Annotated in this window: 13 protein-coding genes; 11 read left to right on the top strand and 2 right to left on the bottom strand. The window is 63.5% G+C overall.

The features are described 5' to 3' along the window. Window positions 1-14 precede the first annotated feature (14 nt). Window positions 15-1,553 (top strand): trimethylamine methyltransferase family protein, encoded by a 1,539-nt coding sequence (locus EOC83_RS17605; RefSeq protein ID WP_024501515.1) that lies wholly within the window; start codon window positions 15-17, stop codon window positions 1,551-1,553. Window positions 1,554-1,611: 58 nt separating this feature from the next. Next, window positions 1,612-4,038, top strand: coding sequence for an FAD-dependent oxidoreductase (locus EOC83_RS17600; protein ID WP_063168509.1), 2,427 nt, complete (start codon window positions 1,612-1,614; stop codon window positions 4,036-4,038). 113 nt (window positions 4,039-4,151) lie between these two features. Here EOC83_RS17600 and EOC83_RS17595 read toward each other — a convergent pair whose 3' ends face one another. Beyond that, entirely contained in the window at window positions 4,152-4,544 is a 393-nt protein-coding gene (locus EOC83_RS17595) for a DoxX family protein (protein ID WP_013530889.1), read from the bottom strand. Window positions 4,545-4,741: 197 nt separating this feature from the next. On the opposite strand from EOC83_RS17595, the gene EOC83_RS17590 reads away from it, so the two are divergent. Then, the gene (locus tag EOC83_RS17590) at window positions 4,742-5,230 is read left to right on the top strand and encodes a hypothetical protein (protein WP_084652544.1); all 489 of its coding nucleotides are present in this window, start codon (window positions 4,742-4,744) and stop codon (window positions 5,228-5,230) included. Between the two features lie 80 nt (window positions 5,231-5,310). Here EOC83_RS17590 and EOC83_RS17585 read toward each other — a convergent pair whose 3' ends face one another. Then, window positions 5,311-6,087, bottom strand: a complete 777-nt coding sequence (locus EOC83_RS17585; protein WP_013530891.1) for a VOC family protein — start codon at window positions 6,085-6,087, stop codon at window positions 5,311-5,313. A gap of 166 nt (window positions 6,088-6,253) precedes the next feature. Here EOC83_RS17585 and EOC83_RS17580 point away from each other — a divergent pair, with 166 nt between their 5' ends. The 8 genes from EOC83_RS17580 (at window position 6,254) to EOC83_RS17545 (ending at window position 14,745) form a co-directional block, all read left to right on the top strand. Further along, entirely contained in the window at window positions 6,254-6,991 is a 738-nt protein-coding gene (locus tag EOC83_RS17580) for a gamma-glutamylcyclotransferase (RefSeq protein ID WP_024501513.1), read from the top strand. A gap of 120 nt (window positions 6,992-7,111) precedes the next feature. After that, window positions 7,112-8,476 (top strand): NAD(P)-dependent oxidoreductase, encoded by a 1,365-nt coding sequence (locus tag EOC83_RS17575; RefSeq protein WP_063168508.1) that lies wholly within the window; start codon window positions 7,112-7,114, stop codon window positions 8,474-8,476. A 2-nt stretch (window positions 8,477-8,478) separates the two neighbouring features. After that, complete coding sequence (gene preA / locus EOC83_RS17570; RefSeq protein ID WP_013530894.1) at window positions 8,479-9,792, top strand: NAD-dependent dihydropyrimidine dehydrogenase subunit PreA; 1,314 nt, start codon at window positions 8,479-8,481, stop codon at window positions 9,790-9,792. A gap of 108 nt (window positions 9,793-9,900) precedes the next feature. Next, window positions 9,901-10,404 (top strand): Rrf2 family transcriptional regulator, encoded by a 504-nt coding sequence (locus EOC83_RS17565; RefSeq protein WP_013530895.1) that lies wholly within the window; start codon window positions 9,901-9,903, stop codon window positions 10,402-10,404. A 43-nt stretch (window positions 10,405-10,447) separates the two neighbouring features. Then, window positions 10,448-10,906 (top strand): carboxymuconolactone decarboxylase family protein, encoded by a 459-nt coding sequence (locus EOC83_RS17560; protein ID WP_024501510.1) that lies wholly within the window; start codon window positions 10,448-10,450, stop codon window positions 10,904-10,906. Between the two features lie 72 nt (window positions 10,907-10,978). Continuing rightward, window positions 10,979-11,356: a DoxX family protein gene (locus EOC83_RS17555; protein ID WP_013530897.1), complete on the top strand. Its 378-nt coding sequence runs from the start codon at window positions 10,979-10,981 to the stop codon at window positions 11,354-11,356. A 114-nt stretch (window positions 11,357-11,470) separates the two neighbouring features. Next, entirely contained in the window at window positions 11,471-12,532 is a 1,062-nt protein-coding gene (locus EOC83_RS17550) for a glycosyltransferase family 4 protein (RefSeq protein ID WP_013530898.1), read from the top strand. A 50-nt stretch (window positions 12,533-12,582) separates the two neighbouring features. Next, window positions 12,583-14,745, top strand: coding sequence for an amylo-alpha-1,6-glucosidase (locus tag EOC83_RS17545; protein WP_027160673.1), 2,163 nt, complete (start codon window positions 12,583-12,585; stop codon window positions 14,743-14,745). Window positions 14,746-14,872 lie beyond the last annotated feature (127 nt).

The following is a 14,872-nucleotide window of genomic DNA, read 5'->3' as shown; positions in this document are numbered from 1 at the left end:
CTTTGATGCCAGGCATGAACGAACCAAGACGCAAACGCGGCGCCGAGCGCACCAGCAATCGGGGGCCATCGGCCATTCCGCAACTGCCGCTCAGGCGGGTGACCAATCCCTATCCGCCAATGGCCATGCTGTCGCCCGATCAGATCGAGCAGATCCATCAGGCGTCGATGCACATATTGGAGAATTTCGGCATCGAGGTGATGAGTCCGCGCGCGCTGTCGCTGTTCGAGAAGGCCGGCGCCAGGGTCGATCATGCCTCAGCGAATGTCCGCATCGATCGCGGCCTGATCGAAGACGTGCTGAAGACCACGCAGCCCAGCTATGTGTTGACGCCGCGCAACCCGGCCAACGCGGTTCATCTGGGCGGCAACACCATCAATTTCACCCTCGTTGCCGGGCCGCCCAATGTCCATGACATGGAGCGCGGCCGCCGCGCCGGCAATTTGCGCGACTATTCGGATCTCACACGGCTGGCGCAGCATTTCAACTGCATCCACATGCTGGGCAACCAGGTCTGCGCGCCGGTGGAGCTGCCGGCAAACTCTCGCCATCTCGACACTTATTTCACCAATCTGACGCTGACCGACAAGAGTTTCCATGTCTCGGCGATCGGCCGGGGCAGGGCATTGGACGGCATCGAGATGATGGCGATTTCGCGTGGGCTGACGCTCGACCAGATGCGCGACGATCCCGGTATCACCACCATCATCTCGGTCAACTCCCCGCGCCGCTTCGACGAGATGATGGCCGAAGGCCTGATGACCATGGCCGAGTTCGGCCAGTCGGTGGCGGTGACGCCGTTCACGCTGATGGGGGCGATGAGCCCGGTGACGCTGGCCGGGGCGCTGGCGCAGCAGAATGCCGAGGCGCTGTTCGGCGTCGTGCTGACGCAGCTTGTCCGTCCGGGCGCGCCGGTCATGTATGGCGCCTTCACCTCCAATGTCGACATGAAGTCGGGCGCGCCGGCCTTCGGCACGCCCGAGAACACCAAGGCCAACATTGCGTCAGGGCAACTGGCGCGGCGCTACGGGCTGCCCTACCGCACGACGCCGGGCTCGGCTTCCAATGCCGCCGACGCGCAGGGCGCCTATGAGACGCTGATGGCACTGTGGGGGGCGGTGCTCGGCCACGGCAACCTCGTCTACCACGCCGCCGGCTGGCAGGAGGGCGGGCTGACGGCGTCGTTCGAAAAACTCATCATCGATGTCGAGATGATCCAGCATATGATGGAGTTCTTGCGCCCGATCGAAGTCAATGAGGCGGAACTCGCCGTCGAGGCTTTGGGTGCGGTGCCAACCGGTGGGCATTTCTTCGGCGAGCCGCACACGCTGGAGCGCTACGCCACTGCCTTCTACCAGCCGATGCTGTCCAACTGGCAGAATTACGAAGCCTGGCAGGAAGCCGGCGGCCTCGACGCCACGGCACGCGCAACGCGGCTGTGGAAGAAAGCGCTGGAGGACTATGTCGAGCCGGTGATGGATATCGCCGTGCGCGAGGCGCTAGAGGCTTACATGGCCAGGCGCAAGGAAGCGATCGGGCAGGGCGAGCCGTGATCGTTCCCAGCTTGAATCCATTCACCCATTCAACTCACTGATATCAGAGAAAAAATCCATGAAATCGCATGCAAAGGTCGTGGTCATTGGCGGTGGCGTCGTCGGATGCTCCGTGTTGTTCCATCTCGCCCGCCACGGCTGGACCGATGTTGTCCTGCTCGAGCGCGACGAGCTGACCTCAGGCTCGACCTGGCACGCGGCCGGGGGCATGCACACCATCAATGGCGACCCCAACGTCGCCAAGCTGCAGAAATACACGATCAATCTCTACAAGGAGATCGAGGAGCTTTCCGGCCAGGCGACCGGCGTGCATCTGACCGGTGGCGTGCTTCTGGCAGCGACCGAGGCGCGGCTCGACTGGCTGCGCGGCGTCGTCGCCAAGGGCCGCTATCTCGGCATCGAGCTCGAGGAGATCTCGCCCAACGAAGCGGCCGAACTGATGCCGCTGCTCGATCCCAAGCAGTTCGTCGGCGCGGTCAGGAACAAAGAGGACGGCCATCTCGATCCCTCCGGCGTCACCCACGCCTATGCCAAGGCCGCGCGGAAACTTGGGGCGGAAGTGGAGCGTTTCACCAAGGTCGAGGACATCGTGCGGCGCCCTGACGGACTGTGGCGGGTCATCACCAACAAGGGCGAGGTGGTGGCCGAGCATGTCGTCAACGCCGGCGGCCTGTGGGCGCGCGAGGTCGGCCGCATGGTCGGCCTCGAACTGCCGGTGCTGGCCATGGAGCACATGTACCTGATCACCGAGGATATGCCGGAGGTCGCCGCCTGGAACGCCAAGACCGGCACCGAGATCATCCACGCGGTCGACTTCGACGGCGAGCTTTACCTGCGCCAGGAGCGCGGCGGCATGCTGATGGGCACTTACGAAAAGGCCAACAAGCCATGGTCCGAATACCAGACGCCATGGAATTTCGGCCATGAATTGCTGGCGCCCGACATCGACCGCATCGCGCCGTCGCTTGAGGTCGGCTTCCGCCATTTCCCGGCCTTCCAGAACACGGGCATCAAGCAGATCATCAACGGGCCTTTCACCTTCGCGCCCGACGGCAACCCATTGGTCGGGCCGGTGCGCGGGCTGCCGGGCTTCTGGGTCGCCTGCGGTGTCATGGCCGGGTTTTCGCAAGGCGGCGGCGTCGGCCTCGCTTTGTCGAACTGGATGATCGAGGGCGATCCCGGCGCCGACATCTGGGCGATGGATGTCGCGCGCTACGGCGACTGGGCGACGATGGCCTATACCAACGCCAAGGTGCGCGAGAATTATTCCAGGCGCTTTTCGATCCGCTTCCCCAATGAGGAGCTGCCCGCCGGGCGGCCGCTGAAGACGACGCCGGTCTACGACCTGCTGTCGGCCAAGGGTGCGCAATGGGGCGTTGCCTATGGGCTGGAAGTGCCGCTGTGGTACGCGCCGGAAGGCGTCAAGGACGAATTCTCCTGGCGCCGCTCGAGCGATTTCACGCAGGTCGCCAAGGAGGTCGCCACAGTTCGCGACGGTGTCGGCCTGTCGGAGATTTCGAGCTTCGCCAAATACAAGGTGACGGGTGAGGGAGCGGCCGCCTGGCTCGACCGGATGCTTGCCTGCAAACTGCCCAAGCCCGGCCGCATGACGCTGGCGCCGATGCTGAAGGAAGACGGCAGACTGATCGGCGATTTCACCCTCGCCAATCTCGGAAGTGAGGGCTGGTTCCTCGCCGGCTCCGGCATCGCCGAGCAATACCATATGCGCTGGTTCGAGAAGCACCTGCCTGACGATGGATCGGTCCGCATCGAGTCGCTGGGCGCGAAGCTCACCGGTCTGTCGATCGCCGGCCCGAAGGCGCGGGATGTGCTGGCAAAGGCGACGCGCTCGGATGTCTCCAACGCGGCCTTTTCCTTCATGGCCATTGGCCGGATGGATATCGGCATGGCGCCGTGCCTGGTCGGCCGTGTGAGCTATACCGGCGATCTCGGCTACGAGATCTGGGTGGCGCCGGAATACCAGCGCGTCGCCTATCAAGCGCTGATGGCGGCGGGCGGGGAATTCGGCATCGGCCTGTTCGGCTCGCGCGCGCTCAATGCGCTGCGGCTGGACAAGAATTACGGCTCATGGGGGCGCGAGTACCGGCCGATCTACGGGCCGCTGGAAGCGGGGCTCGACCGCTTCGTTGCTTACGGCAAGGACGCCGATTTCATAGGCAAGGCCGCGGCGCTGGCCGAGCGCAGGCAGGGCGGCAAATTGCGCCTGCGCGCTTTTATCGTCGATGCCGACGATGCCGATGTCATTGGCGATGAGCCGATCTGGTTCGATGGTGCGGTGCGCGGCTGGGTGACGTCGGGTGGCTATGCGCATCATTCGAAGAAATCCGTCGCCGTCGGCTATGTGCCGAAGGAGATCGCTGATGAGAGCGACGGCTTCGAGATCGAGCTGCTGGGCAAGCGCCATGCGGCGCGCATTCAGGCGGTGCCGCTGTTCGACGCCAATTTCGAACGGATGCGTGCTTGAAGCGCTTCGGCTTCGCCGATGCGCTTCAGATTCCTGTTTTGTGGATGTCGTTGTCCCAAAACCGCCGGGCACTTTTGGGCGACATGCACCAGGCCCGCATCCTCTTTCTGGCGTCAGGCGCTGCGGCGGCTGTCCAGCGCGAAGGCGCCGGCGCCGGCAAACACCAGATAGAGGAAGATGAAGCAGAACGAGATCGCCGAATCGCCGCCATTGTTGACCGGGAAGAAGTCGCGCGGCATGTGCGCCATGAAATAGGCGATCGCCATTTCGCCGGCCAGAAGGAATGCCACCGGTCGCGTGAACAGGCCCAGCGCGAGCAGGATGCCGCCGGCGAATTCGAGGATGGCGGCAGTCGTGGTCAGCCCGGAAAGGGCGTGGGGATCGACGCTGACGGGGAAGTTGAACAGTTTCTGGCTGCCATGCTCGATGAACTGCAGCGCGGTCATGATGCGCAACACGCCGAGCGCCTGCGGCTGGTATCTGGAGAGGCTTTCGAAAAGCTTCATAATGACTCCATTTTCAATCCGTCCGGCCATAGATTATCGCCCAGGAATGGACCATTCACTTCCCATGGCCTGGCGTCAACAATCGGTGATTGAAAATGTCCCCAGCTTGACCCTTCACATTTTTCCCGCAAGGGTTGTATTTCTATCGTTGCGGTTGTATTAGTGCGGCCACTCTAGAAATGTGGGTTCCCTTTGCCATGAAAAAAGTCGCCATCAGCCTCTTCGCAATTCTTGCAGGCACCAGCTTTGCCATGGCCGAGGACGCCGGCTGTGAGGCCTTCAAGTGGCCCGTGACGCGGGAGCAGACCCTGTTTGCCGCGGCACCGGCAACGCCGTCCGGAGCGGCACTGGCGGTTGGTGCGGCTGCGGACCTGGCGCTGGTGCCGGTAGAGAAAGCCGGTTTTGCGGTAGCGCCCGAACGTGCGCCGGCATCAGACAGTTTCGGGGCCGTCGCCAGCGTGGAGGTGCCATCCGAGGGAGCCATCCAGATAAGTCTCTCGGGGGAGGCCTGGATCGATGTCATCCAGGATGGCCAGGCCATCAAGTCGGCGGGCTACAGTGGCGTGAAAACATGCCCTGGCATCCGCAAGAGCGTGCGCTTCAAGCTTGCGCCCGGCCCGGCCACCGTTCAGTTCAGCGGCGCGAAAAAAGCTGAGTTGAAGGTTGCGGTGCTGGCGCCGGAATGAGGCGGCGCCAGGCAGGGGAGAGGCCTTCATCGGTGGTCCGATGAAAGCCCGCACTTTGTGTCAGCGGTGTTCGATCGCCGTCAGCGGACTGGCGCCATCAAGGCGAAGTGCGCGCCTTGCGGGTCCTGGCACTGCACGATCCAACTGCCGCCGGGGACCTCCATCGGCCCCATCAGGATCTTGCCGCCATTGTCGGTGACCCGTTTGGCCGCCGCGTCGATGGCCGCAACGTTGAAGTAGAATTGCCAGACCGGGACCGGGATCTGCGCGGGCTTGTTCATGATGCCGCCGCCGGATTCGGGGCCGGCCGTAAAAGTCTGGTACGTGCCCATCGGGCCCATGTCGAAATCGCCGGCGTCGACCCAGCCGAACTGGTCGGAATAGAAATCGAACGCGGCTTTCCAGTCCGACGTGTAAAGCTCGTGCCAGCCGATGTGGCCCGGCGTGCTGGCCGGCACGACAGGCTGGTCGGGACCGTTCGGCTGCAGGAACATGAAGGTCGCGCCTTGCGGATCGGCGACGACGGCAAAGCGGCCGACGCCCGGAATGTCGTCGGGCTGGCGGTGAACGGTGCCGCCGGCTTTCTCCAGCGATGCAGTTGCGGCATCGACATCCCTGGTGTGGATATAGCCGAGCCAGGCAGGCGGCATGCCCATCTTGGCGGCATCCTCGGGCAAGGTCATCAGGCCGCCGACGCCACGTTCGCCGACATTCATGACGATGTAGCGCGGCATGCCGGGTGCCTTATCGAAGGGCTGCGCCGTCCAGCCGACCACTTGGGTGTAGAACGCCTCGGCGGCGTCGAGATCTGATGTCATCAATTCGTACCAGAAGAAGGGCATCGGGGTTTTTGGCATTTTCGGTCTCCTCACCTTTCATGGATCGATCGTCGTCCACCATAGGACGATCCTCACGACGGAAATCCGACACCGCCCGGACAACAATGGGTGTGTGTGCCAAGCGTTCCCTGATTGCGCATCCAGCGGTTTTCGATTTCTCTGCGGTCATGAGGGGTTGTCGTCCATGCGCTTGATGTCGCTCACGCCCGAGCTTGTCGCACTGTGCCATCGGGAAGAGGCCGATCCCGGTCCGGACCCGAGCTGGACAGACATGAACGACGAGGACTTTCGAACCCTCGCCTTGCGACTGTCCAATGAAGCCGATGAGGGACCGTTATGGGTGTTCGCCTATGGGTCGCTGATCTGGAAGCCGGAATTCGAGTCGGTCGAGCAACAGCTCGCCACAGCCTTCGGCTGGCACCGCTCCTTCTGCCTCGACATGGTGCGCTGGCGCGGCAGCGCCGAGCAGCCTGGGTTGATGATGGCGCTCGAGCGGGGCGGGCGCTGCAACGGCGTGATCTATCGCTTGCCGGAGGGTGAGAAGCCGGCGCAGATCGAAAGGCTGTTGCGGCGCGAGATCAGCGACCATGAAAGCATCGAGACGGTTCGCTGGCTGCCGGTGCATACGCCGCAGGGTAAGCTGCGCGCGCTCGGCTTCTGGGTCGGCGTGAAGGGCAGGGGAACGTCGCTGAACCAGCCGCTGGACAGAGTGGCGAGCGTGCTGGCCAGAGCCTGCGGGCATATCGGATCCGGCGCCGAATATCTCTACAACACGGTCAGCCATCTCGAAGCATTCGGCATCCGCGACCGCAATCTGTGGCGATTGCAGGAATTGGTGGCGCAGGAGGTCAGGGCCATCCATGGCCGCAAGCTTGAGCCTGGCCTTTCGCTCGCACTGCAAGCCCGACCGCAGTCGCAATAATATGAGTAAAAAAATCATGTTATTGCCGAGCCTTTTCAGTGACTTGCGTCGAAAATTGACCAATTGATAAAAAAATAAAACGTGCTAGCCTTCTCCAAAAGAAAACATGGGGAACTGACGATGCCAGAAGGCCAATTCAGGGAAGGCATTGCGGGCGGCAGGCTCTCGGCCGACCAGTATGCGGATAATTTTTCCGACCTGCACCCGCCGCTCGACCACCACGAGGCGCTGGTCGAATCCGACCGCTGCTATTTCTGCTACGATGCACCGTGCATGAATGCATGCCCGACTTCGATCGACATTCCGCTGTTCATCCGCCAGATCTCGACCGGTAATCCGATCGGTTCGGCCAAGACCATCTTCGACCAGAACATATTGGGCGGCATGTGCGCCCGCGTCTGCCCGACCGAGACGCTGTGCGAGGAAGTCTGCGTGCGCGAGGTGGCGGAAGGCAAGCCGGTGCAGATCGGCCGCCTGCAGCGCTACGCCACCGACGTCGCCATGGGCGAGAACAAGCAGTTTTATCCGCGCGCCGAGCCGACCGGCAAGACGGTCGCCGTGGTCGGCGCCGGGCCGGCCGGCCTTGCCGCCGCGCACCGGCTCGCCCGCCACGGCCATGACGTGACCATCCTGGAGGCGCGCGCGAAGGCCGGCGGCCTCAACGAATACGGCATCGCCGCCTACAAGAGCGTCGACGATTTCGCCCAGGCCGAAGTCGACTACGTGACCGCGATCGGCGGTATCGACATCCAGAACGGCAAGGCGCTCGGCCGCGACTATCAGCTGTCGGATCTGATCCGCAATTACGACGCGGTGTTTCTCGGCATGGGCCTTGGCGGTGTCAATGCGCTGCGTGCCGATGGCGAGGACGCTGACGGCGTCATCAACGCGGTCGAGTTCATTGCCGAGCTGCGCCAGGCCAGCGACCTTTCCGGCCTGCCGGTTGGTCGCCGCGTCGTCGTCATCGGTGGCGGCATGACGGCCATCGACGCCGCGGTACAGTCGAAGCTGCTCGGCGCCGAGGAGGTGACGATCTGCTACCGGCGCGGCCAGGAGCACATGAATGCGTCTGAGTTCGAGCAGGATCTGGCCGCTGCCAATGGCGTCAGCATCCGTCACTGGCTGCAGCCGAAGCGGGTGATCGCCGAGAGCGGCAAGGTCACTGCCGTCGAACTCGAATACACCGCCCTCAACGGCGACAGGCTTGCCGGCACCGGCGAGACGCTGACGCTCGTTGCCGATCAGGTGTTCAAGGCGATTGGACAGAGCTTTGTCCCGGCCGCCCTCAACGGCAGCGGTGCATCGATCGGCCTCGAAGCCGGCCGCATCAAGGTGGATTCGGAAGGGCGCACGTCGCTTGCCAAGGTCTGGGCCGGTGGCGACTGCATCTTCGGTGGCGACGACCTGACCGTCTCGGCGGTCGCGCAGGGACGCGACGCTGCGGAGAGCATCAATCGGGCACTGACCTCGAACGGGAGGGCATGAGCATGGCGGATATCAGAAACAATTTCGTCGGCATCAAGTCGCCCAATCCGTTCTGGCTGGCCTCGGCGCCACCGACCGACAAGGCCTACAACGTCATCCGCGCCTTCAAGGCCGGCTGGGGCGGCGTGGTGTGGAAGACGCTGGGCGAGGAGGGCCCACCGGTGGTCAACGTCAACGGTCCGCGCTACGGCGCGATCTGGGGCGCCGACCGCCGCCTGCTCGGCCTCAACAACATCGAACTGATCACCGACCGCGACCTGCAGGTCAATTTGCGCGAGATCAAGCAGGTCAAGAAGGACTGGCCCGACCGCGCCATCGTCGTCTCGCTCATGGTGCCTTGCGTCGAGGAGGCCTGGAAGGCGATCCTGCCTGTGGTCGAGGAGACGGAGGCCGACGGCATCGAGCTCAATTTCGGCTGTCCGCACGGCATGTCGGAACGCGGCATGGGCGCCGCCGTCGGCCAGGTGCCGGAATATATCGAAATGGTGGTGCGCTGGTGCAAGCAGAACACCCGTATGCCCGTCATCACCAAGCTGACGCCCAACATCACCGATGTGCGCAAGCCCGCGCGCGCAGCACATGCCGGCGGCACCGACGCGGTGTCGCTGATCAACACCATCAATTCGATCACTGGTGTCGATCTCGACAGCTTCGCGCCGCAGCCGACCATCGACGGCAAGGGCTCGCATGGCGGCTATTGCGGGCCGGCGGTAAAGCCGATCGCCATGAACATGGTGGCCGAGATCGCGCGCGATCCGGAAACGCAGGGCCTGCCGATCTCCGGCATCGGCGGCATCACCACCTGGCGTGACGCGGCCGAATTCATGGCGCTTGGCGCCGGCAATGTGCAGGTCTGCACGGCGGCGATGACCTACGGCTTCAAGATCGTGCAGGAGATGATCGCGGGCCTGGAAAACTGGATGGACGAGAAGGGGCACGCCTCGCTCGACGACATCGTCGGCCGCGCCACGCCCAATGTCACCGATTGGCAGTATCTCAACCTGAACTACGTCGCCAAGGCGCATATCGACCAGGATGCCTGCATCAAGTGCGGCCGCTGCCACATCGCCTGCGAGGACACTTCGCACCAGGCGATCACCAGCATGGTCGACGGCGTCAGGCACTTCGAGGTCATCGAGGCCGAGTGTGTCGGCTGCAATCTCTGCGTCAATGTCTGCCCGGTCGAGAACTGCATTACCATGGAGCCGCTGGCAGCCGGTGTGATGGACCAGCGCACCGGCAGGCCGGTATCGCCGGTCTACGCCAACTGGACCACGCACCCGAACAACCCGATGGCCAAGGTGGCTGCGGAGTAGGAACTCCCCCAAGAGAAAAACGGCGCTTTCGAGCGCCGTTTTTCATTTTCCTATTGCAGATATGAATTATCCACGATAGTATGTATCCATGAATAAGGAACCTGTTCGATGAAGCTGGGCGAGGGTGTTGAAGCAGCCATCCATTGCGCCGCCACGCTGGCCAGTGTGGAAGGCAATAGCACCATGCCGGGCGCCGCTCTCGCCGAGGCCTTTGGCCTTTCGCCGAGCTATCTGCTCAAGCATCTCAACATGCTGAGCGCGGCGCGCGTCCTGGAATCGGTGCCCGGGCCTGCCGGTGGCTATCGGCTGGCGCGGCCAGCCGAGCGCATCACGCTGCTCGACATCGTGCTGGCCGTCGAGGGCCGCGAGCCGGCCTTCCGCTGCGGCGAGATCCGCCAGCGCGGTCCGGTGAAGCTCGATGCGTCGGCCTATGTGAAACCCTGCGGCATCAACGCCGCGATGCTGAAGGCCGAACGCGCCTATCGCGCCGCGCTCGCCGAGACCAAGCTGTCCGATATCGTGGCCACCTACGCGGCAGAAGGCGATCCCAGGTCGCTTGCTGCGAGCTGCGCCTTTGTCGAGCGCCACCAGCGGCCGCAGAAATCCAGTTAACTCCAAAACCTCAAAACCCAAGCAGACGTGAAAGGACGAGACGATGAAACAGAGGCTGCAATTTTTCGCCAAGGCGCCGGAGATCATGAAGGCGGTGTCGGCGCTCAACAAGGCGGTGGACGAATGCGGGCTCGAGGTGAGCCTGCTGCACCTGATCAAGCTCAGGGCTTCGCAGATCAATGGCTGCTCGTTCTGCGTCGAGATGCACAGCCGCGAGGCCAGGCGCGACGGCGAGACCGAGCAGCGGCTCTATCTGGTTTCAGCCTGGAAGGAATCGCCGCTGTTCTCGGAGCGTGAACGCGCGGCTTTGGCCTGGACCGAAGCCGTCACCCTGATCGCCAACAACGGCGTGCCGGACGAACTTTATGCACGTACGCTGGAGCATTTCTCAGAAGAGGAGCTGGTCAAGCTGTCCGTTGCGCTCGGCATGATCAACACCTGGAACCGGCTGTGCATCCCGTTCCAAGCCATACATCCGATGCCGGCGGCCAAGGCTGCCTGATTGTCCAATCATGTTGGGAGCGCCGTGGAGAGCGCGCTCCCACTGCCTTAAACCTTTAAAGGGGAGAGTTTGATGCCTGCGGATTTGCCTTCGACCTTGTTGTTTCTCGCTCGCCTGCTGCTCGGCGGCGCCTTCGTTTTCGCCGGCCTGCGCAACATCCAGAACGCGGCCTTCCTGACCCAGCTGATGGCCGCGCGCGGTGTGCCGCAGGCGCGGTTGGCACTGTGGACTGGTATCGTGCTTCAGGTCGCCGCCGGTGTGCTGGTCATCGCAGGATTGTGGACGGCACTCGCGGCCACGGTGCTGCTGCTGTTCCTCATCGTCGCCACGCCGATGTTCCACAATTTCTGGGACCATCAGGGTCCGGACCGTGCGTCCCGCATCAATGGCTTCGTCGGGAATGTTGCCCTGAGCGGTGGCTTTCTGACCCTGATCGCGCAATCCGTTTGACGCACAGTTCCATGCCGACTGCGGCCTCTGGTGCCGACGGCTCGACCATAAAATCGGAACCAATCGAGCCGTTGACGCATTTCACACCTGCATGCCCAGCATCCAGGATGAAATATGAAAATCGCCCATGTCGCGCCGCTTTATGAATCGGTGCCGCCAAGGCTCTATGGCGGCACCGAGCGCATCGTCTCGTATCTGACCGAAGCGCTGGTCGATCTGGGTCATGAGGTGACGCTGTTTGCCAGTGGCGACAGCCAGACCTCCGCGAAGCTGGTACCCAGCCGGGAACGCGCGTTGCGCCTCGATCCGCGTCCGCTCAAATCCGAGATCGCGGCGCATCTTTCGATGCTTGCGCAGGTGAGGGAACGGGCGTCGGAGTTCGACGTCATCCACTTCCACCTCAGCCACTTCCTGCATTTTTCCTTCTTTGAGGATATTGCGGAGCGGACGGTGACGACGCCGCATGGCAGGCTGGATTATGTCGACCTGGCGCCGGCCTATGAACGGTTCCCGCGCTTTCCCCTGATTTCCATTTCGCACAGCCAGAAGGCGGGCCTTGCCAACGCCAACTGGTTGGCGACGATCCATCACGGATTGCCGACTGCTCTCTACGAGCCGACGTTCGAGACGGCCGCCGAAGAACCCTACCTTGCCTTCCTCGGCCGGTTCTCACGCGACAAGCGCCCGGATCGCGCCATCGAGATCGCCTTGCGTTCGGGGCTCAAGCTCAAGCTCGCGGCAAAGATCGGCGACGACGATCGCGCCTATTTCCGTGAGGTGGTCGAGCCTTTGATCGATGGCGATCGCGTTGTCTATGTCGGTGAGATCGAGGAAAACCAGAAGGCGGAATTTCTCGGCAAGGCGGCAGGCCTGCTGTTCCCGATCGACTGGCCGGAGCCGTTCGGCCTTGCCGCTATCGAGGCAATGGCCTGCGGCACACCGGTCATCGGCTGGAGTTGCGGTGCGCTGCCGGAGATCATCGATCAAGGCGTCACCGGTTTTATCGCTGACACAATGGATAGCGCGGTCGCTGCGGTGCCGGACTTGCTGCAACTCGACAGGCGAAAGGTGAGGGCCGTTTTCGAAAAGCGGTTCTCCGCCCGAAGAATGGCCGGCGACTATCTGGCCGCCTATGCGGGCCTGATCGGCGTCCCGAGCACGGCGAAGGCGTCTTGAGCAGCGACGTGCTCGAGCCACGGCAACGAAACAACAGGGATCTTTGACGAATGGCCCAACTCGATGAGCGCCAGCTCGATCCTGCGGTTGCGCTTGCATCGCTCGACGCCACCGCCCCTCGCGAGCCGCATCGGTTGTTTGCGCTCAAGCAGGGCGATTGCTTCGCCGTTGCCGACGCCTATGGCGACATACGTGGCGCCGGCGACGGTTTCTTTCGCGACGACACGCGGGTTCTTTCCGAGTTCCGGCTGACCGTCGGCGGCAGGCAGACATCTCTGCTCGGCGCCTCGCTCAGCCAGGACAATGTGCTGTTCACCACCAATTTGACCAATCTGCCGATACAGAGCGCCGGTGGACGCGACATCCCGCAGGGAGCCATTCACATCGAACGCGTCAGACTGCTTTGGCAGGACAGGCTGTTTGAACGCATCACCCTTTCCAATTACAGCCGGGAACACTCGACGATCAGCGTTTCCCTGCACTATTCCGCCGATTTCCGCGACATGTTCGAAGTGCGTGGCTCGACACGGCCGAAGCGCGGGCTGGCCCATGCCGCCGAAACAAACGCGACGTCGGTCCTGCTGCGCTATGATGGGCTCGATGGCCTGGCCCGCCTCTCGGCGATATCGTTCTCGCAGGCGCCGGACCAACTGAGTGCCAACCGTGCCGATTTCCTGATCGCCGTGACCAAGCGCAGCAGGAAGGTGCTTTATGTCGAGGTCGGTCCCGAGGTGGCCGACAAGCCCGACCGCGACCGGTTCCGCGCCGCTGCCGCCCGCGCCCGCTTTGGCATGCGGGCCAAACGTCGCCATGGCGCGACGGTGCGCAGCTCGGGCCGTGTCTTCAACGACTGGGTCGAGCGCGCTCGCGCCGATGTCGCGCTGCTGACCACCGAGCTGGCGACCGGCCCCTATCCCTATGCCGGCATCCCCTGGTTCTCGACGGCGTTCGGCCGCGACGGCGTCATCTCGGCGCTGCAGATGCTGTGGCTCAATCCGGGCCTGGCGCGGGGCGTGCTGGCCTTTCTGGCCCAGCATCAGGCGACCGAGACATCGCCGTTCAGCGATTCGCAGCCGGGCAAGATCATGCACGAGACCCGCAAGGGCGAAATGGTGGCGCTGCGGGAGCTTCCCTTTGGCCGCTACTACGGTGGCGTCGATACGACACCGCTCTACATCTACCTTGCCTGTGCCTACGCCGATCGTACCGGTGACATGGCGTTCATCGACGGCCTGTGGCCGTCGCTGTGCGCCGCGGCCGAATGGACGGAGGAGGCGGGCCGGGAAACCGGATTCGTGACTTACCAGCGAGCGGCCGAGTCCGGCCTCGCCAACCAGGGATGGAAGGACAGTTTCGATTCGGTCTTCCATGCCGATGGCCGCATTCCCAAGGGCCCGATCGCCCTTGTCGAAGTGCAGGGCTACGTCTTTGCCGCCTTCCGGGGGCTGGCGGCACTTGCCCGTCGCCGGGGCGAGAACGACAGGGCCGACCACTGGGATGATCGCGCCGAAGCGATGCGGGTTGCCGTGGAACGGGATTTCTGGCTTGACGATCTCGGCTTCTATGCGCTGGCAATCGACGGTGCCGGCGAGCCCTGCAAGGTGCGGACCTCGAATGCGGGGCATCTGCTCTTTGTCGGATTGCCTGAGCCGGCGCGGGCCCAGATGGTGGCTGACCAGCTGCTTTCCGCCTCCTTCCATTCGGGCTGGGGACTGCGGACGCTCGCCGACGATGCCGTGTTCTTCAATCCGATGTCGTACCACAATGGCTCGATCTGGCCGCACGATACCGCCCTTTGCGGTGCCGGGCTGGCGCGCTATGGCGAGCGCGAAAGCGTGGTTCGCCTGATGAGCGGCACGTTCGAATCCGCGGTCCATTTCAACATGCGGCTGCCCGAACTGTTCTGCGGTTTTACACGTGCGCCGGGCGAAGCACCCATCGCCTATCCCGTCGCCTGCCTGCCGCAAGCGTGGTCGGCGGGCTCCGCTTTCATGTTGATGCAGGCCTGTCTTGGCCTGGAGATCGACGGCTGGGAGGGTGAGATTCGCGTCGGCCGCCCCAGGCTGCCGATCGGCATCGACACGCTGACACTGCGGCACCTGGGCGTCGGCGACCGGGTCGTCGATCTCACCTTCCAGCGCGTCGGCGACCGGGTCGTCGCTTTCCTGGCCGACCGCCATGAAGGGCTGGTGCCGCTCATAGTAAGAACATGATCCGAACAAAATTGGCGGAACCGATCCAGGCCTTGTGCGTTGCAAAAACACTGGTCCGAACGCCGACCACGTGGCCGGCGGACCGTTTCAAACGGGAAACACGAACAAACGGTCGCCGACGGCCGGG

This window comes from Mesorhizobium sp. Primo-A (genome assembly GCF_003997175.1).
Taxonomy (GTDB): domain Bacteria; phylum Pseudomonadota; class Alphaproteobacteria; order Rhizobiales; family Rhizobiaceae; genus Mesorhizobium; species Mesorhizobium ciceri.
The sequence above is the reverse complement of the archived record's forward strand: the minus strand, read 5'-3'. Positions and strand labels throughout refer to the sequence as shown.

Coding starts and splice junctions, on each gene's coding strand:
- EOC83_RS17605 (WP_024501515.1), top strand. CDS start 15: ATGAACGAACCAAGACGCAAACGCGGCGCCGAGCGCACCAGCAATCGG.
- EOC83_RS17600 (WP_063168509.1), top strand. CDS start 1,612: ATGAAATCGCATGCAAAGGTCGTGGTCATTGGCGGTGGCGTCGTCGGA.
- EOC83_RS17595 (WP_013530889.1), bottom strand. CDS start 4,544: ATGAAGCTTTTCGAAAGCCTCTCCAGATACCAGCCGCAGGCGCTCGGC.
- EOC83_RS17590 (WP_084652544.1), top strand. CDS start 4,742: ATGAAAAAAGTCGCCATCAGCCTCTTCGCAATTCTTGCAGGCACCAGC.
- EOC83_RS17585 (WP_013530891.1), bottom strand. CDS start 6,087: ATGCCAAAAACCCCGATGCCCTTCTTCTGGTACGAATTGATGACATCA.
- EOC83_RS17580 (WP_024501513.1), top strand. CDS start 6,254: ATGCGCTTGATGTCGCTCACGCCCGAGCTTGTCGCACTGTGCCATCGG.
- EOC83_RS17575 (WP_063168508.1), top strand. CDS start 7,112: ATGCCAGAAGGCCAATTCAGGGAAGGCATTGCGGGCGGCAGGCTCTCG.
- preA (WP_013530894.1), top strand. CDS start 8,479: ATGGCGGATATCAGAAACAATTTCGTCGGCATCAAGTCGCCCAATCCG.
- EOC83_RS17565 (WP_013530895.1), top strand. CDS start 9,901: ATGAAGCTGGGCGAGGGTGTTGAAGCAGCCATCCATTGCGCCGCCACG.
- EOC83_RS17560 (WP_024501510.1), top strand. CDS start 10,448: ATGAAACAGAGGCTGCAATTTTTCGCCAAGGCGCCGGAGATCATGAAG.
- EOC83_RS17555 (WP_013530897.1), top strand. CDS start 10,979: ATGCCTGCGGATTTGCCTTCGACCTTGTTGTTTCTCGCTCGCCTGCTG.
- EOC83_RS17550 (WP_013530898.1), top strand. CDS start 11,471: ATGAAAATCGCCCATGTCGCGCCGCTTTATGAATCGGTGCCGCCAAGG.
- EOC83_RS17545 (WP_027160673.1), top strand. CDS start 12,583: ATGGCCCAACTCGATGAGCGCCAGCTCGATCCTGCGGTTGCGCTTGCA.